At 68.7% G+C, this 21,195-nt stretch carries 16 protein-coding genes; 6 read left to right on the top strand and 10 right to left on the bottom strand.

The features are described 5' to 3' along the window. Window positions 1-273 precede the first annotated feature (273 nt). The 5 genes from ACYVAN_RS03575 to ACYVAN_RS03555 form a co-directional block, all read right to left on the bottom strand. The gene (locus ACYVAN_RS03575) at window positions 274-1,782 is read right to left on the bottom strand and encodes a PH domain-containing protein (RefSeq protein WP_460955582.1); all 1,509 of its coding nucleotides are present in this window, start codon (window positions 1,780-1,782) and stop codon (window positions 274-276) included. Further along, on the bottom strand, window positions 1,779-2,270 hold the full coding sequence (locus ACYVAN_RS03570; RefSeq protein WP_460955579.1) for a PH domain-containing protein: 492 nt from the start codon (window positions 2,268-2,270) through the stop codon (window positions 1,779-1,781). Before ACYVAN_RS03570 ends, ACYVAN_RS03575 begins: the two co-directional genes overlap by 4 nt. Before the next feature lie 506 nt (window positions 2,271-2,776). Next, a complete protein-coding gene (locus ACYVAN_RS03565; protein WP_460955577.1) occupies window positions 2,777-3,727 on the bottom strand; it encodes a sulfite exporter TauE/SafE family protein in 951 nt (316 codons plus the stop codon). Between the two features lie 92 nt (window positions 3,728-3,819). Further along, a complete protein-coding gene (locus ACYVAN_RS03560) occupies window positions 3,820-4,278 on the bottom strand; it encodes an RrF2 family transcriptional regulator (RefSeq protein WP_460955575.1) in 459 nt (152 codons plus the stop codon). An 83-nt stretch (window positions 4,279-4,361) separates the two neighbouring features. Beyond that, entirely contained in the window at window positions 4,362-5,354 is a 993-nt protein-coding gene (locus ACYVAN_RS03555; RefSeq protein WP_460955573.1) for an aldo/keto reductase, read from the bottom strand. A 189-nt stretch (window positions 5,355-5,543) separates the two neighbouring features. Here ACYVAN_RS03555 and ACYVAN_RS03550 point away from each other — a divergent pair, with 189 nt between their 5' ends. Next, complete coding sequence (locus ACYVAN_RS03550) at window positions 5,544-6,356, top strand: ZIP family metal transporter (RefSeq protein ID WP_460955571.1); 813 nt, start codon at window positions 5,544-5,546, stop codon at window positions 6,354-6,356. Window positions 6,357-6,377: 21 nt separating this feature from the next. Here the strand turns inward: ACYVAN_RS03550 and ACYVAN_RS03545 are convergent, their stop codons facing one another. After that, window positions 6,378-9,659, bottom strand: a complete 3,282-nt coding sequence (locus ACYVAN_RS03545; RefSeq protein ID WP_460955569.1) for an acetyl-CoA carboxylase family protein — start codon at window positions 9,657-9,659, stop codon at window positions 6,378-6,380. 374 nt (window positions 9,660-10,033) lie between these two features. Then, entirely contained in the window at window positions 10,034-11,317 is a 1,284-nt protein-coding gene (locus ACYVAN_RS03540; protein ID WP_460955567.1) for a GAF domain-containing protein, read from the bottom strand. Between the two features lie 162 nt (window positions 11,318-11,479). On the opposite strand from ACYVAN_RS03540, the gene ACYVAN_RS03535 reads away from it, so the two are divergent. The 3 genes from ACYVAN_RS03535 to ACYVAN_RS03525 all read left to right on the top strand — a co-directional run bounded on the left by ACYVAN_RS03535 (window position 11,480) and on the right by ACYVAN_RS03525 (window position 15,641). Beyond that, window positions 11,480-13,315 (top strand): NAD(P)-binding domain-containing protein, encoded by a 1,836-nt coding sequence (locus ACYVAN_RS03535; RefSeq protein WP_460955565.1) that lies wholly within the window; start codon window positions 11,480-11,482, stop codon window positions 13,313-13,315. 227 nt (window positions 13,316-13,542) lie between these two features. Next, entirely contained in the window at window positions 13,543-13,746 is a 204-nt protein-coding gene (locus tag ACYVAN_RS03530; RefSeq protein ID WP_460955563.1) for a hypothetical protein, read from the top strand. Window positions 13,747-14,066: 320 nt separating this feature from the next. After that, window positions 14,067-15,641, top strand: a complete 1,575-nt coding sequence (locus ACYVAN_RS03525; RefSeq protein WP_460955561.1) for a phospholipase D-like domain-containing protein — start codon at window positions 14,067-14,069, stop codon at window positions 15,639-15,641. A gap of 65 nt (window positions 15,642-15,706) precedes the next feature. Here the strand turns inward: ACYVAN_RS03525 and ACYVAN_RS03520 are convergent, their stop codons facing one another. The 3 genes from ACYVAN_RS03520 to ACYVAN_RS03510 form a co-directional block, all read right to left on the bottom strand. Beyond that, the gene (locus ACYVAN_RS03520; protein WP_460955559.1) at window positions 15,707-17,083 is read right to left on the bottom strand and encodes a GntP family permease; all 1,377 of its coding nucleotides are present in this window, start codon (window positions 17,081-17,083) and stop codon (window positions 15,707-15,709) included. A gap of 97 nt (window positions 17,084-17,180) precedes the next feature. Next, window positions 17,181-18,125, bottom strand: coding sequence for a sugar kinase (locus tag ACYVAN_RS03515; RefSeq protein WP_460955557.1), 945 nt, complete (start codon window positions 18,123-18,125; stop codon window positions 17,181-17,183). Then, complete coding sequence (locus tag ACYVAN_RS03510) at window positions 18,122-18,766, bottom strand: bifunctional 4-hydroxy-2-oxoglutarate aldolase/2-dehydro-3-deoxy-phosphogluconate aldolase (RefSeq protein ID WP_460955555.1); 645 nt, start codon at window positions 18,764-18,766, stop codon at window positions 18,122-18,124. The genes ACYVAN_RS03515 and ACYVAN_RS03510 overlap by 4 nt, the downstream gene beginning before the upstream one ends. 93 nt (window positions 18,767-18,859) lie before the next feature. Here ACYVAN_RS03510 and ACYVAN_RS03505 point away from each other — a divergent pair, with 93 nt between their 5' ends. Then, window positions 18,860-19,600 carry an IclR family transcriptional regulator gene (locus tag ACYVAN_RS03505; RefSeq protein WP_460955553.1) on the top strand — a complete coding sequence of 247 codons (741 nt, stop codon included), beginning with the start codon at window positions 18,860-18,862 and terminating at the stop codon, window positions 19,598-19,600. Then, window positions 19,533-20,795: a galactonate dehydratase gene (dgoD, locus tag ACYVAN_RS03500; protein ID WP_460955551.1), complete on the top strand. Its 1,263-nt coding sequence runs from the start codon at window positions 19,533-19,535 to the stop codon at window positions 20,793-20,795. The genes ACYVAN_RS03505 and dgoD overlap by 68 nt, the downstream gene beginning before the upstream one ends. The last annotated feature ends 400 nt before the right edge of the window (window positions 20,796-21,195 follow it).

Genomic DNA, 21,195 nt, shown 5'->3' with positions numbered 1-21,195 from the left:
CCTCGACTGCTGGGTGGACACTGCGTCGTGGTCGGGCGGCTTACTCGCCCGTTGGAGTGGTGATCTCGAGCTGAAGGTGTCAACCGGATGCGCACGGGCAGTAACGAGGATGGCCAAGTATGAAACTACGTCACATACGGGTTCCGGCCCGTGCCCATCGCAGGGGAGAGTCGCCGGTGGCTCGACGTCGTTCCACAGCGGATTTGGGTTCGGCACCTTCCCGGCGCAGCGCGCACTCCGTGGTCCGACCGCGGCGAAACACCGAACGCGAACTCAGTCCCGTTCCAGGAATTGCTCCAGCAGTCCCGGCACGGCGGCGTCCGCGAAGGACACCCCGTCCTGTTCGTCGGTGTCGTAGGCGGCGTACCCGCCCGCCCCGGCAGCGGTGATCGCGGTTACGGTCAACAGCCCGGCACGGCGCTGGAACACCGACTGCTTCAGTCGCCAGCCGATCACTCCACTGCGCTGCAGCGCGACGGTGCTGCGGTAGGGCACCGTGCCGGAACGCACCACCAGGTAGTCACCGCTGATGCCGTGGCCGAGGTTCCGGTACGCGTCCAACGCGATCAGCACCGCCATCGGCAGCAGCACCACCGCCGCGATCCACGCCACGTGCAGTAGCACTGTGGTCAGCAACAGCCCCAGCACGGCAGGCACCGCACACACCGCCAGCACCACGGCCACCGCCCAGCGCAGCCGCTTCGCACGTGCAGCGGGCGGGTGCGGGCGCAGGCGGGCGCTGGAGGTCGGTGCGACCGGCTCACGCAGCACGTCGGCGGCGACCCGGTCGGCGACGCGGCGCGGCGCGGCAGGCAGCAGAGTTCCGTAGTCGGGGCCCTTGTTGTTGTTCTCCTGGCGCATCCCGGTGGCGACGGCGTGCACGCGTGCCGCACCGAGGAGCCGGTTGCCCAACGGCTCGGCGAGGTCGACACCACGCAGTCGGCGTTCCTCCACTGAAATGGACCGGGAGGTGAACAGTCCTCGACGGACCCGGAGCGTGTCTTCGGTCTCGCGTTCGAGCCGGTAGTTCCACCACTGCTCGATGAACAGTGCCAGCGCTGCCAGCACACCCACCAGCACGCTGACCACCACCAGCGCGATGAGGACGAACACGAGCGCGCCGGTCTGCCACGCCTGGACGGACTGGTCGACGAGCCAGCCACGCAGACCGATCCAGTCACTGACCTGCAGCACACCGAACAGGGCGGCGAACCCGAGCGCCGGCGCGAGGAAAGAGACCGGCGCATACGCCATCCAACGCCAGTCCAATGTGGCCAGTGGTGGCCGTGGTTCTTCGTCCGGTTGGGAATATCCGAGGAGTTCGCGCCGCAACCGCTCGGCCTGCCCACGTGCCAGCGGTGCGAGCTTGATCCGGTCCCCCTCGTCGCTGCCCTGCCCGGTGCCAGCGGTCAACTCGGCCATGCCGAACAAGCGGAAGACGGGTTTGGCCGTGACGTCAACGGTGCGCACTCGTTCCCGGCGCAGCGTCCGATGGGAGCTGGCGATCAGGTCGAAGCGCAGTTCGAGTCGCTCGTCGGTGACGCGGTAGGTGGTGGCCCGCCAACGCAACCATTCGATGACCGTGCCTGCCGCGATGAGCAGCAGCGCACCGGGAAACACCCACGCGAGCGCGACACCGATCCCGGTGCCGCGCGAGATGCCGATGGTGGCGGGCACCGCAGCGCTGATCGCGAAACCGCACATCAGCACGGCGGTCGCGAGGATGGTGCGTTCGTCCAGCCGCTGCCAGGCGGCGTCTTCGGGCAGTTCAGCGCTGCTCATGTGGCATCGCCCGGAGTGGCCTGGGTGGTTTCGGTGAGCTGGTCGGCGAGGTCGGAGGCGACCTGCGCGTCCAGCCCTTCGATCTTCAGCGCGCTCTTGGCCGAGGCGGTGGTGACCGTGACCGTGGACAGCCCGAAACGTCGCTGCATCGGACCGCGCAACGTGTCGACGGTCTGGATCCGCGACATCGGAGCCACCCGCCACTCCTGCCAGAAGTAGCCGGTGCGGATGTACACGGCGGTATCGGTGATCTCCCAGCGCCGCACCCGGTACCACCAGGTGGGCAAGGCCCACACCGCCAGCCCCGCCATGGTCATGGGCAGCAGCCACACGGGCAGCAGCCACACGGGCACCTGCGTCGCGCTGATGACGAGCACGGCCACCACCACGCCGACGCTGATGCCCAACTGGGCGCGCCACCAACCGATCGACCTGCGGTCGACCTCGTTCCTGGGCGGGCGTAACCGAACCGCCGATGTCTCCGTCATGCATCCCCTCACTACACGCTGCCGATCACATCCTAGAACCTCGGCCGCGGGCGGTGGTGCGGTTCGGGGTCGGCGGGGAGGTAGCGGCGGCCGCTGGGGGAGCGGTGACAGGTAGTGGGCAGTTCGCCCTCGCCGTCCTGTCGCAAGGGTGACCGGCTCTGGAACCGGCGACAGGGCCGCTCTCTTCGTCGATGAGAGCAGCAGCGAGCAATCTAGCTTGCACGTCGAGAGCCCGACGGTCGGAGATGCTTTACCCCTCTTGACCAAGGCGATGGTGGTATCGATCCGGAAGAGCTCAGGGCTGCGCATTCGATGTGCCAGACCCTGATGATTCCCGCCGTATACGACGTACGGGTTGCTATCGGGGTGCTCAGTGCGAATCGCATAGGCCAACCCACCACCCAAGCTGACGTACCCCACGCCACCGCCACGCCACCGGCGATCGCGCAAAAAACCGGCCGGTCGACATCGGGTGTCGACCGGCCGGTTGGCGTGCGGTGTGGGTGTCAGACCCCGGCGGGCTCCTCCGCAGCGGCCTCCTCGGTCTCGGCGACGGTGGCGGCGCGGCGCTCGGCGAGGGTCTCGCGGATCGCCCAGGTCAGGGCGGCGATCCACAGCCCGGCGACGAGCGCGGTGCCCCCGGTGCGGACGGTGCCGGAAACTTCGAAGGTGTCGAGCACGAGCTGCAGGTTGGTCAGCACGATCATGCCGCCTGCCCCGACGCCGATCATGCGGGTGGGCAGGATGCGCACCAGCCAGGCCGCCAGCGGCGCCGCGATGACCCCGCCGATGAGCAGACCGAAAACGATCGTGGGCGAGAGCGCCTGGGTGCCCAGCGCGCCGAGGAAGCCGATGCTGGCGCCCAGCGAGACGAGGAGCTCACTGGTGTCGACCGAGCCGATCGTGCGCCGGGGCGAGAGTCGCCCACTGCTGAGCAGCGTGGAGGTCGAGATCGGCCCCCAGCCACCGCCGCCCGTGGCGTCGACGAATCCCGCGACGGCACCCAGCGGCGCCAACCAGCGCCGTCCCGACGGGCTGATGCCGCGTGCCTTGACGGGCTGGGGCCAGAGGGTGAACCGCAGCAGCACGTAGATCCCGAGTGCGATCAGCACCCCGGCCATCCACGGCTTGCCCGCTTCGGTCGAGAGCGAGGACAGCGCGGTGGCGCCCAGGAAGCCGCCCACGGCGCCCGGGATGGCCAGCCAGCGCACCACCGGCCAGTCGACGTTGCCCATTCGCCAGTGCGAGACACCGGAGGATACGGCGGTGCCGAGCTCAGCAAGGTGCACCGACGCCGAGGCGACCGCCGGTGCGGTCCCCACGGCCAGCAGTCCCGTCGTGGCGGTCACGCCGAAAGCCATGCCCAGCGAGCCGTCGATCAACTGGGCGGCGAATCCCGCCAGTGCGACGAGCAGCAGCGCGGCCATTGTTCTCCCCGTGAGTCGTTCGGTGTCCATCCCTGCGAAGGGATTAGCTACTAAGTCGATAGAAAAGGTACAGATAAGTAGCGTACTTGGACAACGGCTCTCACGAACTAGGAATCAGCTGGTCAGCGGCTTTGCCACACTTCAGACGGGGTGGTGCGATCAGACACACCCGGCGGGAGGTCGTCGTTGATGAGGTCGGCGACCGTGACCTCTTCCAGCACCTCGCGCAGGCTGCTGCGGACCGCGATCCAGACGCGTTGGAGCACGGCCACCGAGGGTTCGTAGTCCACCTCTTCGGGTCGCAGCCCGTGCACGCTCACCAGCGGGCCGTCGGTGGCTCTTATCACGTCGGCGACCGAGATGGAGGCCGGTTCCTTGCCCAGCACCCAGCCACCCGCCTGGCCCCGCCTGCTCTTCACGATCCCCGCCTTGCGCAGGTCCGCGAGCACGGCCAGCAGGAAGTTCCGCGGGATGTGCTGGGTGTTGGCCACGTCCTCGGCCTTGGCTATTCGACCAGGCTCCAGCTGCCCGATCTCCACGAGCGCACGTATCGCGTAGTCCACCTTGGTCGAGATCCGCATGCGCTCATTGTCCCCTGGACGGGAAGAGCGGTACCGCCGTGCCGCTCTTCCCGGGCGATTCACCCGCGGCGGAGTCGTCCGGGTCAGACGCCAACGGTGCGCATGCCATGCTCGTTGTAGCGCTCACCTGCTGCGACGCCACGTGGTGCGACCTCGTCGATGGCCGCGAGATCGTCATCGGTCAGCGTGACGTCCGAGGCGGCGATGTTCTCGTCCAGGTAGTTGCGCCGCTTGGTTCCCGGGATGGGGACGATGTCCGAGCCCTGCGCCAGGACCCACGCCAGTGCGAGCTGGGACGCCGTCACGCCCTTGGCGTCGGCGAGTTCGCGGACCTTGTCGACCACCCGCAGGTTGCGTTCGAAGTTCTCGCCCTGGAAGCGGGGCGCGTTCCGGCGCCAGTCGTCCTCGGGTAGGTCGTCGATGCTGCGGATCTTGCCGGACAGGAAGCCGCGTCCGAGCGGTGAGTACGCGACGAATCCGATGCCGAGCTCCCGGACGGCGGCGAGCAGTCCGGAGTCTTCGGGGTCGCGGCTGAACAGCGAGTACTCCGTCTGCAGTGCCGAGATCGGGTGCACGGCGTGAGCTTTGCGGAGGCTGTCCTCCGAGGCCTCCGAGATGCCCAGGAAGCGGACCTTGCCCGCTTGGACCTGTTCGGCCATCGCTCCCCAGGTGTCCTCGATGGGCACCTCCGGGTCCACTCGGTGCTGGTAGTACAGGTCGATGTGGTCGACCCCGAGCCTGCGAAGGGACGCGTCGATGGAGCGGCGGACGTAGTCGGGCTGTCCGTTCACCCGCCCGGTGAGTTGCCCGTCGTTGTTGACCTCGTTGCCGAACTTGGTGGCCAGCACGACCTCGTCCCGGTGGTCGCGGATCGCCGCGCCCACCAGGTGCTCGTTGCTGCCCGGGCCGTACACGTCGGCGGTGTCGAGGAAGTTGACCCCCTGGTCGAGGGCGCGTCGGATGGTGGCCGCCGATTCCTCGTCGTTGCCCTGGCCGTAGGCGAAGCTCATGCCCATGCAGCCCAGGCCTTGCTCGGAGGTCACGAGCCCCTGGCTGCCCAAGCGGCGCTGTTCCATCTTCGGATCTCCTCGTGTCGTCGATTGCCGCGCCGACGGACCGGTCGACGCCTGCTGTCCCCAACTACCCGTCGCGCGGGTGGTCTATTCCCACCCGCGGATTGAAAACAGTTTTCATTATCTATAGTGTGCTGGAGTGTCGACGGAAGGTCGGCTTCGAGCACCAACGGATCGAGCTGGACGAGGTAGATGACTCTGACGACGGCGGACCGCCTCCGGTCGAGCGAACGCGTGATCGCCGTGGGAACGGTCGGGACACTCGCGGGGCTGTGCGTGCTCGCGGGAGCGGCGCAGCTGTGGAAACTCGTGGTCATCGCGGTGGTGTCCTGCTTGTCCATGGTCGCCGGTGGCGTGCTCGGCAGCCGCACCATCCTGGACCCGCGTGCGCTCACCTGGGCCTACGGCGTCACGGCCGGAGCGATGGTCACGAGTGCCTGCGCCTTCGTGCTGCCCACGGCGATCGGTCAGGAACCCAAGCTCGGCGGGTTCGGCATCGCGGTGGGCGTGCTCGCCGGATTCGCGATGCACATCGCAGGCGACCGACTGCGCACCAGGGCGGCGGTGCTGGACGACTGCGTGCTCCGGTTGACCGTGCACTCCGTGGCCGCGGGCATCGTCATCGGCGCCGTCTACGCGAACATGCCCAGCGTGGGCCTGCTGCTCGGACTGTCGATCGTCTCGCACAAGGGGCCCGCCGGCTATGCGGCGGCGCGGTCGCTGCACCTCGCCGGGCAATCGGTGGTGCCGGTCGTGCTGCCCGCTTGCGCGGTCGGGATCGCCGCTCTCGTCGTCGGACTGCTGGGCTGGCCATTGTCCACGGCGTCCACCGCGATGGTGTTCGGCTTCGGTGCCGGGCTCTTCCTGCACGTCGCGCTGGACTTCCTGGCCCACCTCGAAGGCCCGTCGTCGGCGGGCATCCCGAGACTGCCTGGGCACGCGACCGCCAGCGCCGTCACCGGCGGCGTCATCGTCGTGCTCGCGTGGGCGATCATCGGGGGCTAGTGGCGCTCCCGCGCCCGGTCGTCACCAGGTGTCCACGCAGGGGCGGGTCTTGTGCCCGCGTTGGGCGCGAGGCGTCGCGGTGAGCGCCGAGGAGATCCAGCGGCGGGTGTCCGCCGGGTCGATCACGTCGTCGATCTCGAACACGCTGGCGGTGTTCACCGCCTTGCCGCGTTCATAGGACTCGGCGACCATCCGTTCGTACAGCGCGCGCCGTTCCTCGGGATCGGTGATGGCTTCGAGTTCCTTGCGGTAGCCCAGCTGTACCGCCCCTTCGAGCCCCATGCCACCGAACTCGCCGGTCGGCCACGCGACCGTGAACGCGGGCACCTTCACGCTGCCGCCGCCCATCGCTTGTGCGCCGAGCCCGTAGCTCTTGCGCAGCACGACCAGTCCGATGGGCACGGACAGGTTCGCCCCGATCACGAACAGGCGGCTGAAGTGGCGCACCGTGGCCTGGCTCTCCGAGTCGGTGCCGACCATGAATCCCGGGGTGTCGCAGAGCGAGACGACCGGCAGCCCGAACGCGTCGCACAACTGCAGGAAGCGAGCGGCCTTGTCGGCACCGTCCCGGTCGATGGCGCCACCGAGGTGAGCGGGATCGTTCGCGATCAACCCCATCGGTTCACCTTCGACCCGGACGAACGCGGTGACCATGCCGGGAGCGAACCCGGCGCGCAGTTCGAGTACCGAGTCCTCGTCGGCGAGACCGTCGATCACGCGTCGCACGTCGTAGACGCGCACCCGGTTCTCGGGCAACACGTGCCGCAGCGCGCGCTGATCGGGAGCCGCCCACTTGTCCACCGGCCCCTGGAAGTACGCGAGGTACTGCTTCGCGACCCGCACGGCTTCGGCCTCGTCCGGAACCAACACGTCGACCACACCGTTGGGCACCTGCACGCTGGTGGGCCCGACCTCCTCGGGCGTGACGACCCCGAGACCGCCGCCCTCGATCATGGCGGGCCCGCCCATCCCGATGTTCGCGCCCTCGACGGCGATGACCACATCGCAGCAGCCCAGTAGCGCGGCGTTACCGGCGAAGCAGCGACCGGCGGCGATACCGACCAGCGGCACGAGCGCGCTGAGCCGACCGAACAGGTGGAACGCGGGCACGTCGAGCATCGAAACCCAGTTGCCGTCGGTGTCGCCCGGGCGACCACCGCCCCCTTCGGCGAACAGCACCACAGGCAGCTGCCGCCGCTCGGCGACCTCGAAAAGCCGGTCCTTCTTCCGGTGGTTCGCATGTCCCTGCGTGCCGGCAAGCACGGTGTAGTCGTAGGACATCACCACGGCACCCGAGCGTTCCGACCCGACCTGGTCGGCGTTGACCGTCGCCGTCCCGCCGACCAGGCCGTCGGCCGGTGTGCGCTCGATGAGGTCCTCGAGCGAGCGGCGTCGGCGCTGCGATGCGATCGCCAGCGGCCCGTACTCGACGAAGCTGCCCGGATCGCACAGGTCGTCCAAGTTCTCCCGCGCGGTCCGCAAACCGGTGCGATGACGCAGGGCGACGGATTCGGCGCGCTGTTCGTCGTGTCCGATCGCGTGCCGCTCCAGCACCTCGGCCAGGTCCGGCCGAACGTGTTCGGGCGGGATCTCCGCCGTCGCCTCCGCCGCGCCGGGGGCGACGTCGGCCGGGGCGAGGACGACCAGCAGGTCCTCCGAGGCGACCGTGTCACCCGCCGCGACCTCCACCCGGTGGACAGCGCCGGTGGTCGGGGCCGCGAGTTCGTGCTCCATCTTCATCGCTTCGAGTACGAGCAACGGGTCACCCGCGTGCACTTCGTCCCCGGCGGAGATCCCGACCGAGACGACCGAACCCGGTGTTTCGGCGCGCAGTCCGGTCATGCCCTCGGGCACGGTCGCGGTCGGTCGTGCCTCCGGGGCGTCCGGAGCCGAAGGGGGCCGGATGTAGTGGCGGGGGTGTCCGTCCCGGCCGTCGAGAATCTCGGCGAGGTGCTCGTCGAGGAAGTCGGTGGTGGCCCGTCCCGCGATGAACTCCGGGTGGGCGACGATGCCCGCCAACACGTCGATGTTCGTCTCGACGCCGTCCACGTGGCTCTCGCAGAGCGCCCGGTAGGCGCGCGCGGCCAAGGCGGGGAAGTCGGCTGAGCGGTCGTGGATCACGAGCTTTGCCAGCAGGGCGTCGTAGCGGGGATTCGCCCGGTAGCCCGGATATCCGCTCGCATCGACCCGCACGCCACGTCCGGAGGGCAGGTCGAAGGCCGTCACCGTCCCGGAGGAGGCGGCCGTGGTGCCGTCCGCCCGCATCGACTCCAGGTTGATGCGGGTCTGGAGCGCCGAGCCGGTCGGCCGGGGAGCGGCGTCCGGCGTGAGCCCGAGCGAGTCGAGCGAGGAACCACCCGCCAGCGCCAGCTGGGTGCGCACGAGGTCCACGCCGGTGACCTCCTCGGTGACCGTGTGCTCGACCTGCAGCCGGGGATTGACCTCGATGAAGGCGAACCGATCGCCGCTGATCAGGAATTCGACGGTGCCCAGCCCGCTGTAGTGCACGGACTCGCCCAGGCGGACCGCGGCCGCGAGCACCTCGGCCCGCAGCTCCGCGGACAGTCCCGGGCCGGGCGTCACTTCGACCAGCTTCTGATGGCGGCGCTGGACGCTGCAGTCGCGCTCGCCGAGCTGGGTTACCGTTCCTGAACCGTCACCGAGGATCTGAACCTCGACATGGCGCGGTCCCGGGAGCAGCTCCTCGACGTAGACCTCGGCGGAGCCGAATGCGGACAGCGCCTCCGAGCGGCACCGCGAGTACGCCTCCGCGAGCTCGTCGACGTGGTGTACGCGCCGCATGCCCCGTCCTCCGCCGCCCGCGACGGCCTTGAGCATCACGGCACCGGGAGCGGGCAACGACCGCTGGAACGCGTCTGCCTCGGTGAGGGTGACGGCGCCGTCGGATCCGGTGAGCACCGGAAGTCCCGCCGCACGCGCGAGTTCCCGAGCGCGGGTCTTGTCTCCGAAGCTCTCCAGTAGGTCCGGATTCGGCCCGACGAAGGTGATTCCCCGGTCGGTGCACCTGCGGGCGAACTCCGCGTTCTCGCTGAGGAATCCGTAGCCGGGGTGGATCGCGTCCGCGCCCGCGCGTTCGGCCGCGTCCAGAATGTCGTCCATGTCGAGGTACGCGGGGACGCCGGAACCCTTGAGTGCTGCGGAATTGTCGGCTTTGGCCAGGTGCAACGCATCGGTGTCGTCCCGCGCGTTTACCGCGATGCTGTGCACGCCGATCTCGGCGGCCGCGCGGGCGATTCGGATCGCGATCTCACCGCGGTTGGCGATCAACAGCCGGGCAACCATTCGAGGACCTCGCTGTCTCTGGGAGTTCTTCCAGGGCTCGGCTGTGTCGTCGTTCCTGAGGCTGCGTCGTTGTTCCTGCGGAGCGCTGTGTCGTCGTTCCTGCGGAGGATCGCGTGCTGTGATCGGGTCCGGCGACATGTTCTGTCGACCGCGTACCGATGTCAATCGTTTCCGGGCGACGACGGGAGATCGCGGACGATTCCCAGTGGCTCCGGAGCGGGAGTGCGAACGGCACTGCAGGCAGCACCCGATGCCGGCCGCCCAACAAGCGGCCCCGGAGCTACCGCCTCGTCGACGAACTCCCGGTGACCGCGACGCGCCAAAGCCGGAACGTGACTGCGAGCAGTCACGTCCCGGTGCGGTGAACGACAGGTTCAGGTCGAGCCGGCATCCGCCGTTCGGCGCGCGAGGGCACGTACACCGGGGGCCGTCGATCCGTGGACGAAGGCGCACCCCGCCAAGCCGTCGACGGCGCCGAGTTCGAGCCGCAGCGCGACTCCGTCCGCCAGGCGGTAGGGCCGGGTCGCCACGACCGTGCCGAGTGCCCTTCGCAGCCGGGAGACCTCGGCGCGCGCCGTCACGATGTGCCCGGAGTCGCCGAAGAGCGCGGTGCTCAACTGCGCGGCGCTCGTCCCATCCGGCCCGGCCCGGTGCAGCAGGAGCAGGATCTCGGCATGTCGTGCCGTCAGGGAACTGCGCCAGCGGGACTGGCCACCGCTGACCTCGACCAGCGGCTCTCCGGTGAGGTCGAGGGTGATCCGCAGTGCGGTGTCCGAACCGGCGGGTCGGACCAGCCACCCGCCCGCGAGCGGTTCGGGCACGCACATGCCCAGTTCCGGTACGGCGATCGCCCTGCCGCCGCCGGGTACGGCGATGCGTTCGCGAGCGGAGATGCCCTCGCTGCGCGCGACCCAACCGTGGTCGTCGACGAGCAGGAACGGCGTCTCGATGCCGGTGAGCCTGGGCGCCGCGGCGGCGCCCAACTGTTCCAGCGAGTCCTGGTGGTGCCGCCACAGCCGGAGTTCGGCGAGTCGCACCGCGGTCTCCACCAGCGCCCCAATGGTGGGGTGCAGTGTCATGGCGGGACCGCTGACATCGACGACGCCGAGCAGTTCGCCGGTGCGGGGATCGTGAATCGGTGCGGCCGTGCAGTACCACGGGTGTTGCGGTTGCTCGAAGTGTTCGGCGGAGAAGAGCTGCACGGGGGCGGCTTCGGCGAGCGCGGTGCCGATGGCGTTCGTGCCGACGGCCGATTCGGTCCACTGCGCCCCGTCGACGAAACCGAGACCGTCCGCTCGTGTCCTGGTCTTCGTCGCACCGGCCCGCCAGAGGATGGTGCCCTCGGCATCGGTGACCACGAGCAGGAACTGCGAGGCGTCCGCGACGGAGGAGATCAACCCGGTCAGCTCGCCGATGACGGCTTGCAGCGGCGACTCCCGGCGCAGCCGTTCGACCTCGTCAACGGGCAGTGGGTCACGTGAGTTCCGGCCGTCGGGATCGAGTCCGAGGGCGAGCACGCGTTTCCACGACCGGGCGACAACGTCGCGGGGGCGCATCCGGGGCCGGGAGCCACCGAGAACCGCATCGTGGGTCTTCGTGAGCGCGCGCGCGTACGCAGGAAGGTCGGTGACCTGCTCGATCGCGCTGAAGTCGTTCACGATGACCGCCCCGCCGCTGGGTACGCGGTGACCATAACCCCGGCTCCGCAGGCTGCGCCATAGGTCACCGCACCGTGCAACCCCCGGTGCAACCCGGTGCAACCCTTGCCGATCGCCGCGAGCCGGTGTGTGCTCCCGGTCACACAGGCGATAGGAGAGGTGATGACCGAGACGCTCGAACCCGACATGTCGGAACTGCAGGTTGGTGAAGGTGTGACGCCGCAGCAGCGGGTCGATGCCTGGCTCGCCGAGTTCGAGACCGCGCTCAAAGCCCGCGACGTGCGGGCGGCCGCCGAGTTGTTCGCCGTCGACAGCTTCTGGCGCGATCTGATCGCGTTCACCTGGAATCTGAAGACGGTCGAAGGGCGCGAGGGCGTGGCCGACATGCTCGCCGCCCGGTTGGATGAAACGGACCCCGCCGGCTTCCACACGAGTGAACCACCCGACGAAGCCGACGGCGTGGTTTCGGCGTGGATCGAGTTCGAGACATCGGTCGGCCGCGGGCGTGGGCACCTGCGGCTGACCGACGAGGGTGCTTGGACGTTGCTGACCACGATGCACGAGCTGAAGGGCTTCGAGGAGAACAGGGGGACGAGCCGGCCGAGGGGGACAGCCCACGGAGCCGACCCCGACCGGGTCACTTGGGGCGATCAGCGAGCCAGAGAAGACGCCGAGCTCGGCTACACCCGTCAGCCGTACGTGGTCGTGGTCGGTGGTGGACAAGGTGGCATCGCACTGGGTGCGCGGCTGCGCCAGCTCGGGGTGCCCGCGTTGGTGATCGAACGAAATGCACGCGCCGGTGATTCGTGGCGGAACCGGTACAAGACGCTGTGCTTGCATGACCCCGTCTGGTACGACCACTTGCCGTACCTGCCGTTCCCCGAGAACTGGCCGGTGTTCGCGCCGAAGGACAAGATCGGCGACTGGTTGGAGATGTACACCCAGGTGATGGAGGTGCCGTACTGGACGTCAGCGACGTGCACCTCCGCTTCGTACGACGACGCAACCGGGCACTGGACCGTCCAGGTCGACCGGGACGGTGAGCAGATAACGCTGCGACCGGAGCAGCTGGTGCTCGCCACCGGCATGTCCGGAAAGCCCAACGAACCGTCGTTTCCGGGCCATGAACGGTTCGCAGGCGACCAGCACCACTCCAGCAAGCACCCGGGGCCCGAGCAGTACGCGGGCAAACGTGCCGTCGTGATCGGCTCGAACAACTCGGCGCACGACATCTGCGGCGCGCTGTGGGAGGTCGGAGCGGACGTCACCATGGTGCAGCGTTCGTCGACGCACATCGTCAAGTCGGATTCGCTGATGGAACTCGGACTGGGTGATCTTTACTCCGAGCGGGCGGTCGCCGCCGGGATGACGACGCAGAAGGCCGACCTGACGTTCGCCTCGCTGCCATACCGGATCATGCACGAGTTCCAGATCCCGATCTATGAGGCCATCGCCGAGCGGGACGCCGAATTCTACGAGCGGCTGGAGAAGGCGGGCTTCAAGCACGATTGGGGCGAGGACGGTTCCGGACTGTTCCTGAAGTACCTCCGGCGCGGTTCCGGGTACTACATCGACGTCGGAGCCGCCGAGCTCGTCGCGAACGGCGACATCAAGCTCGCGCACGGCGAGGTAGCGGAACTCACCGAGCACGCGGTGGTGCTGGAGGACGGCACGGAGCTCCCGGCCGACCTCGTCGTGTACGCGACCGGGTTCGGATCGATGAACGGCTGGGCGGCGGACCTGATCGGGCAGGAGGTCGCCGACCGGGTCGGTAAGTGCTGGGGCCTCGGCTCCGGCACGGCGAAGGACCCCGGCCCTTGGGAGGGCGAGGAGCGGAACATGTGGAAGCCGACCCAGCAGGACGGGTTGTGGTTCCACGGCGGCAACCTGCACCAGTCGCGGCACTACTCGCTGTACCTCGGACTTCAGCTCAAGGCCCGCTACGAGGGCATCCCGACCCCGGTGTACGGCCTGCAGGAAGTGCACCACCTCAGCTGAACGGGCCGAGGCCTGCGACCGCCCGGACGGATCACCGGCGGGCTGGACGACCATCCGTTGCGGTGAACATCGCGACACCGGTGGAAAGCGACCACGGCGGGAGGCACGCGGCGCTGCACCATCGATCACGGAACCGGGGTCGGTGCGGGGGTCACCTGCGGGTGGCCCCCGCGCACGGGTTCGCCCCGGTCCGTCGAACCGACCCGTGCTCCGAGGAGTGATCGTCCATGCGTCATACCCGCATCGCCGTTGTGTTGACCGGTTTCGCGCTCGCGGGAGTGCTCACCGGGACCGGGACAGCCGTCGCCGAGAGTTCGGCCCGCAGCGTCACCGAGGACGAGTGCCAGGCCGGGGGCGGTGGAGTGATCACCATTCTCGGTCGAGGTGCCTGCCTGGGCGGCGAATTCCACACCGAGTCGGTCAAGTGGTGAGGTATGGTTCGTCCGATGAACCGTGTTGAATTCTGCACGGGATGCTCCGGTCCTCCCATCGTTAGCAGCGATTCGTCTCGCGTGTGGCCGATGCGCGGGAAGCTGCTCTTTTCGGTCCGAGAATGGTCTGGTCGGATCAGCTGGACTTCGCGTGGTCCCCTCGACGTGAGCGACCGCCACCGTGGTCGTCGATCGAGTCGCCGCGCGTCCGGGAACGAAAAGCCGCTGGTGTTACTCGAGTGCCGGGAAGGCACGATGGCAGGTGGGTTCCGCCATGCGAGTGGGGCCGAACGAGGAGAGCCGGACGTACGAGGACGGACATGGGCGAGACGACCGGTGGTCCGGCCGACTGGATGCTCACGGCCGCGCAACGGGGCAACACCGCAAGCGACATCGATCAGCGGTGCCCGGCCGGGCAAGCCTGGAGCGAGGGCAACGCGGTGCGCGCGTTGATCGACGGGGCGGAGTACTTCGCGCGGTTGCGGGCCGAGCTGCGCGATTGCAGTACGGGCGATCAGGTGTACTTCGTTTCATGGCGCGGCGATCCGGCTGAGCGGCTGGACGGCCCCGGCACAGCGGTCTCGGTGGAGCTGGCCCGGGCCGTCAGTGCCGGGGCCGATGTGCACGGCCTGGTCTGGCGCTCCCACCTGGACTGGATCAATCGGCATGCGCGGGAGAACCGTGATTTCGTCAAGATGCTGCAGGTCCTGGGTGGTGCGGTGGTACTCGATCAGCGAGTCCGGGCGGCGGGTTCGCACCACCAGAAATTCGTGGTGATCCGCCGACCTGAACGTCCCGGGACCGACGTGGCTTTCGTCGGCGGAATCGACCTCAGCCACAGTCGCCGCGACGACGGTGAGCACGGTGGCGACCCCCAACCGCAGCGTCCGATGGCGGCTGCTTTTGGCGAGCGCCCAGCCTGGCACGACGCCCACCTGGAGGTCCGGGGACCTGCGGTCGTGGATGTCGAGCATTGCTTCCGCGAGCGGTGGGACGACCCGACCGCACTACAGCACCTACCGTGGCTTTGGCTCTACGACAAGCTGCGAAAGCGCGAGGAGCGCCCCCTACCACCCGCATTGCCACCACCACCGGAGTGCGGGCAGCACCGCGTTCAGCTGCTGCGCACCTACCCGAGCAAGGTCCCGCGCTACCCGTTCGCCCCGCGCGGCGAACGCAGTGTGGCCCGGGGATACGCGAAGGTCCTGAGCCGGGCGCGCGAGCTGGTCTACGTGGAGGACCAGTTCCTGTGGTCCCCGATGGTCGCGAGGGTGTTCGCCGAAGCGCTTCGGCGACAGCCCCGGTTGCGGATGATCGCCGTGGTGCCGCACGCCCCGGACGGCGACGGGAAGGTGCAGGTGGCAACCAGCGACCGCGCGCACCGGCGGGCGTTACGCCTGTTGTACCGCGCGGGTGGCGGTCGGGTCGAGGTGTACGAGTTGGAGAACACCGCGGGGCGCCCGATCTACGTCCACGCGAAGGTCTGCGTCGTCGACGACGAGTGGGCGGCGGTGGGTTCGGCGAACCTCAATCGACGCTCGTGGACCCACGACTCCGAGCTGACCGCGGCGGTGCACGACGGTCGGAAGCGGGGCGGGTTCGCCCGCGATCTCAGGTTGCGGTTGTGGAGCGAGCACCTCGGCCGGGACGGCGATTCGGGTGCCGGTCCGGACAGTGACCTGATCGGCCCGGAATCCGGAGCCGCGACGCTGCGCGAGTCCGCCAGACGGCTCGACGAGTGGCACGCACACGGGCAACAGGGGCCACGGCCGGTAGGTCACCTGCGTACGCACCCGACCCCGGAAGTGCCCTCGGGGACCAAGTTGTGGGCGCCGCTCTTGGACCGTGTGGTGCTCGACCCGGACGGGCGGCCGTCGCGCTTCCGCCGGGGCTGAGACGCGATCCGCCCCGGTGCGGATGTGGAAGCGCAACCGGGGCGGATCAGATCGTGCGGAGTCGGTCAGGCGAACAGGCTCAGCACGAGGACCAGGGCGAAACCGATGACACCGATCAGCGTCTCCAGCACCGTCCAGGTCTTCAGCGTCGTCTTGACGTCCATGCCCAGGTAGCGGCCGACGAGCCAGAAACCGGAGTCGTTGACGTGCGAGAGGACGGTGGCACCACAGGCGATCGTCAGCACCAGCAGTGCCCGGTAGAGCGGGGAGATGCCCTCGGTGGCGGCGACGGTCGGTGCGAGGAGTCCGGCTGTGGTGGTGAGCGCGACGGTCGCCGAGCCCTGGGCGACCCGCAGGGCGGTGGAGATGATGAACGCGGCCAGGATGAGCGGGAAGCCGAACGAGCTCAGCGTGTCGGCGAGGGCGTTCCCGATTCCGCTGACGTGCAGGACTTCGCCGAACATCCCGCCGGCACCGGTGATCAGGATGATCGCGCAGACCGGCCCCAGGGCACCGTTGACGATGCCCTCCACGCTGGCCCGGGAACGCCCACGTCCGAGGACGGCGATGCTGAGGACGGCGGTGACGAGCAGAGCCACCGGAGTCGCTCCGAGTACCTGCAACGCCTGAACCCAGACCGCGTTGGCATCGACGACTCCGACGGTGTCCAGGGTATCCAGTCCGGTGTTGAGGAAGATCAGCAGCATCGGCAGCAGCAGGAGCGCGATCACCGTGCCGAAAGCCGGGTACGGCAGCGAATCGTCCTCACTGCTGGGCGAAGCCGCGATGGACGGGACCGGCACGTCCACCCGTCGTCCGATCAACTTCCCGCCGACGTAGGCGGACAGATACCAGGTGGGAATCGCGAGCACCAGGCCGACGAGCAGGACGAGCCCCATGTCGGCGCCGAACAGTTCCGCCGCGGCGACCGGGCCCGGGTGCGGCGGAACGAACGCGTGCATCACCGCGAACGCGCCCACCGAGGGCAGCGCGTAGAGCAGCACCGAACCGCCGAAGCGGGTGGCGACGCTGAAGATGATCGGAACGAACACGACGAAGGCGGCATCCAGGAAGATCGGAAAACCGAAGATCAACGAGGCGACGCCGAGGGCCAGCGGAGCTCGGCGAGGGCCGAACCGGTTGACCAACGTGTTGGCCAGGACGTCGGCACCGCCGGTGACTTCCAGCAGTCTGCCGATCATCGCGCCCAGCCCGACGAGCAGGCCGACTTCGGCGAGAGTATCGCCGAAGCCGCCGACGAGCGTGTCGACGAGTTCGTCCAGCGGAATGCGGGTGGCCAGTGCGGTCAGGACGCTGACGAGCACGAGCGAGATGAACGCGTGCAGCCGGAACTTGATGATCAGCACCAGCAGCAACGCGACGGACGCGAGTGCGATCGTCAGCAGCGGACCTACTCCGTAGGCCGGAGTTATCGTTTCCATTGTGGTTATTCCTCAACACTGAGCGAATACGATCTGGTCGTGCACCCCGGGTGGGGCGATGTTCGGCGCCGGTGATGACGCCGGGTCTTGGGGACGGTCAGCGGTTCACGTCGGACCCGCTCGTGTTCGCCAGTTCCGAGCGATCCGGAAGCCCTTCCCAGTCGCCGGTGACCGCGACGGTGAACGCGCCCGCCGCGGCGGCATCGTCCAGTCGCTGCCCGAACGGTTGACCGTCGAGCCGGGCGGCGAGGTATGCGGCTGCGAAGGCGTCGCCGGCTCCGACCGGATCGACAACGGTGGTGGGGCGGGGTGGCGCCGACAACAGCTCGTCGTCGGCGAGTGCGACCGCTCCCTTCTCGCCGCGCTTGACGACGACCTCGCGTGGTCCGAGGTCGGCCAGAGCACGCGCCAGTTCTTCGGGGCCGGCACCGTCGACGAGCAACCGCGCCTCGTCCTCGGTGGCGAACAGCACCGTGCTCGCGGCGGTCAGCGGACGCAGGGCTTCGGCCGCCTCGACCGAGCTCCACAACGCGTTCCGGTAGTTGAGGTCGAGCGAAATCGGCACGCTCGCGGCACGTGCGGCGTCGACGGCGGCGTGGGTGGCCGCACGTGCGGATTCGCTGAGCGCGGGCGTGATGCCGGTCAGGTGTAGCGCCCCGGCTTCGCGGACCTGCGTCTCGTCGATATCGGCCGGGCACAGCCGCGAACCTGCCGAGTTCCGGCGGTAGTAGGACACGCGGGTCCGGGTGCCGGTCCGCCGCTCCTTGACCATGATGGCGGTCGGGGAGTGCTCGTCCACCAGCACGTGTTCGGGCGGCAGTTCCTGGCCTGCCAGCGTCATCCGGATCAGCCGGCCGAACTCGTCGTCACCGACGCGACCGATCCACGTGGCTCGCCCACCGAGGCGGTTGACCCCGATGGCGACGGTGGCTTCGGCTCCGGCGACACCGAGGGCCAGATTCGGGGCGTGCCGCAACGGTCCGGTGATCGGCGAGGTGAGTACGGCCATCGCCTCGCCGAGCGTGACCAGGTGCCCGCTCAAGCGTCGGACCTCGTCTCGGACAGCAGAGCGTGCGCTCGACGGCTCAGCTCGGTGCGGTCTCCACCGTCGAGGGCATCACCCAGCAGCGGTCCGCCGACACCGACACCGCAGGCACCGGCGTCGAGGTAGGCCCGCGCGGTTTCCAATGAGATGCCCCCCGTCGGGAGCATCGCGATGTCGTCGAGGGGCGCGCGGAGCTCTCGCACGTAACCGGGCCCGCCGAGGCTCGCCGGGAAGATCTTGACGGCGCTGGCACCCAGCTTCGCGGCCGACGAGACCTCGGTCGCGGTGAAAGCGCCGGGGAAGTAGGCCAGGTCGTATTTGTTCACGCGGGCTGCGACGTCCTCGTCGGTCCCCGGCGTGACGACGAAACGGGCTCCGGCGTCGGCTGCGCGGTCCACCTGCTCCGGGGTGCGTACGGTGCCCACGCCCAACTCGACGGTGGAACCGTGCCGTTCCCCGGCGGCGCGAACGGCGTCCAGCGCGCCCGGGGTGTTCATCGTGATTTCGAGGCAGCGCACACCGGACTCGACGAGCGTGTCCACGACAGCGTCGAGATTTTCGGCGGAGCGTCCTCGGAGGATCGCGATCACCCGAGTTCGCCGAAGCGCTTCGCCCAGGGGGATCTTATTCGAGCTCAAATTCCCTGACCTTCGTTGAATTGCAATATTTGCAAAGTCTGTGTAAATGTTGCACTAGTCTGTAGGCTGCCTGGTCAGAGGTCAAGGAGTGAGATGTCGAGAACCGTTGCCAAGGCCGTGGTCGTGCTCAACGAGCTGGCCGAAGGTCCTCAGTCGCTGTCGGCGCTCGCCGAATCGGTGGGTGTGCACTCGTCCACCGTGCTGCGCATGGTCCAGCCGCTGGCCGAAGCAGGCCTGATCACGCGCGGCGGAGACGGGAGGTATCGATTGGGTTTGCGGCTGGCCGAACTGGGCCAGCAGGTCATCGACAATCTGGACTTGCACGCCACGGCGCGCGAACACCTGCTCCCGCTGGCGGAGGCGACCCGCGCGACCGTGCACCTGGCTCAGCTGATCGACGGAGCGATCGTGTACGTCGACAAGATCGAGAGTTCCGCGACGGTGCGCACGTGGTCGCGGATCGGCCGTCCGGTTCCGCTGCACACCTCGGCGGTGAGCAAGGCGATCCTCGCCGACCTCGCCCCCGCCGCACGGGACAGGCTGATCGACGAGTGCGGTTTCGAACGCCACACCGAGGCCACCATCACCACGCGCGAGGAATTGCTGACCGAGCTGCGGGCAACCGGGGAACGCGGTTACGCGACCGACTCCGGGGAGTTCGAACCCCTGGTGCACTGCGTCGGCGTCCCCGTGCCCGACGTGTCGGGAGTCAAGGCGGCGGTCTCGGTGACCACCATTCAGGCCGACCCCGATCACGAAGAGCTCCGTGGGCTGGTGCCTCGGCTCGTCACCGCGGCGACCGCCATCGCCGCCGACCTCGGATATCGGAGCTGACTCGGCCCCGACCAACCCAAAGACAGAACCGGACAGGAGAAGTCGACCAGTGAAGATCACCAGCCTCAAGACGTACCTGATCGAACCCCGTTGGCTGTTCCTACGGCTGGAAACCGACGATGGAATCGTGGGCTGGGGTGAACCGGTCGTGGAGGGTCGCGCCCACACGGTCGCGGCCGCGGTCGACGAGCTGTCCGACTATCTGATCGGCGCCGACCCGCGTCGGATCGAGGACCACTGGCAGGTGCTGACCAAGGGTGGCTTCTACCGGGGTGGCCCGATCCTGTCGAGTGCGGTGGCCGGTATCGACCAGGCGCTCTGGGACATCCGCGGGAAATCGCTCGGCGTCCCGGTGCACGAGCTGCTCGGCGGGGCGGTTCGGGATCGGATGCGCATCTACTGCTGGATCGGCGGCGACGAACCCACCGAGGTGTCCGAGGAAGCGGCTCGACAGGTTGATGCCGGTCTGACCGCGGTGAAGATGAACGCAACCGGGCGGATGCGGCCGTTGGAGACCACGGCGCAGATCGGGGCCGCCGTCGACCGGGTCGCCGCCGTCCGCGAGGTGATGGGTCCCGACCGGGATGTCGCGGTCGATTTCCATGGCCGGATCTCACCAGCCGTCGCACGCGTGCTCTGCCGCGAACTGGAGCCGCTGCAGCCGATGTTCGTGGAAGAGCCCCTGGTTCCAGAGCTGTCGAACGACCTGCGTCGGATCTGTGACTCGACCACGATCCCTATCGCCACGGGCGAGCGGTTGTTCTCCCGGTGGGACTTCCGCTACGTGCTACCGGCCGGTGTGGCGGTGGTCCAACCGGACCTGTCCCACGCGGGCGGCATCTCCGAATGCCGGCGGATCGCCGCGTTCGCGGAGGCGTACGGTGCGAGCCTCGCACCGCACTGCCCGCTCGGGCCGGTCGCGCTCGCGGCTTGCCTGCAGGTCGACTTCGCGAGCCCGAACGCGCTCATCCAGGAGACCAGCCTGGGAATCCACTACAACACCGGGTCGGACTTACTGGACTACCTCGCCGATCCGTCGGTGTTCGAGTTCGCCGACGGATCGGTGGAGCGGATGACGGCGCCGGGGTTGGGCGTCGAGATCGACGAACGAGCCGTCGAGAAGGCGGCCGAGGTGGGGCACCGTTGGCGCTCACCCATCTGGCGCCACGAAGACGGCAGTTTCGCGGAGTGGTGAACGGTCGTACCCCGGGTGCGCAACCCGGGGCACGACCCGGTGGTAAGGGGAGACTTCGGGCTCCGTCCTCCTCCATCTTGTTCGTTTCGTGTCGCCCGCTGTCGTGATCCCGCTGCGTGATCGTCTGTTGTGGATGGACGGCCTCCTCGTGAAGGGGCGGCGCTCTCTGGGTGAAGCGGTGCCGCGCACGCCGAAACCGGTGTCGTTCCGGACACGCCATTCCGCCGGAGACCGCTCGGCGCTGTTCTGGATATTCCGCGGATTCGGGGCAGTCTTGGCGGTCCCGCCAGCTCGGACGGTCCCGGCAGCTCCGGCGAGCGAGGACATGGGGGTGGTTCAACCTGGTTCGAAATATCGAAAGCAGTTCGTTATAGCGGACAAGCTGAGGGCTGTGTCATTG

The sequence above is a fragment of the Parasphingorhabdus pacifica genome, from assembly GCF_054779195.1.
Note: the sequence above shows the minus strand (reverse complement) of the source record. Positions and strands in the feature narration are given on the sequence as shown.

What these genes read in the sequence shown, in the direction of transcription:
- ACYVAN_RS03545 (WP_460955569.1), bottom strand. Translation starts at nt 9,659, where the DNA reads ATGGTTGCCCGGCTGTTGATCGCCAACCGCGGTGAGATCGCGATCCGA.
- ACYVAN_RS03560 (WP_460955575.1), bottom strand. Translation starts at nt 4,278, where the DNA reads ATGCGGATCTCGACCAAGGTGGACTACGCGATACGTGCGCTCGTGGAG.
- ACYVAN_RS03530 (WP_460955563.1), top strand. Translation starts at nt 13,543, where the DNA reads ATGCGTCATACCCGCATCGCCGTTGTGTTGACCGGTTTCGCGCTCGCG.
- ACYVAN_RS03575 (WP_460955582.1), bottom strand. Translation starts at nt 1,782, where the DNA reads ATGAGCAGCGCTGAACTGCCCGAAGACGCCGCCTGGCAGCGGCTGGAC.
- ACYVAN_RS03535 (WP_460955565.1), top strand. Translation starts at nt 11,480, where the DNA reads ATGACCGAGACGCTCGAACCCGACATGTCGGAACTGCAGGTTGGTGAA.
- ACYVAN_RS03565 (WP_460955577.1), bottom strand. Translation starts at nt 3,727, where the DNA reads ATGGACACCGAACGACTCACGGGGAGAACAATGGCCGCGCTGCTGCTC.
- ACYVAN_RS03550 (WP_460955571.1), top strand. Translation starts at nt 5,544, where the DNA reads ATGACTCTGACGACGGCGGACCGCCTCCGGTCGAGCGAACGCGTGATC.
- ACYVAN_RS03555 (WP_460955573.1), bottom strand. Translation starts at nt 5,354, where the DNA reads ATGGAACAGCGCCGCTTGGGCAGCCAGGGGCTCGTGACCTCCGAGCAA.
- ACYVAN_RS03505 (WP_460955553.1), top strand. Translation starts at nt 18,860, where the DNA reads ATGTCGAGAACCGTTGCCAAGGCCGTGGTCGTGCTCAACGAGCTGGCC.
- ACYVAN_RS03570 (WP_460955579.1), bottom strand. Translation starts at nt 2,270, where the DNA reads ATGACGGAGACATCGGCGGTTCGGTTACGCCCGCCCAGGAACGAGGTC.
- ACYVAN_RS03525 (WP_460955561.1), top strand. Translation starts at nt 14,067, where the DNA reads ATGGGCGAGACGACCGGTGGTCCGGCCGACTGGATGCTCACGGCCGCG.
- ACYVAN_RS03520 (WP_460955559.1), bottom strand. Translation starts at nt 17,083, where the DNA reads ATGGAAACGATAACTCCGGCCTACGGAGTAGGTCCGCTGCTGACGATC.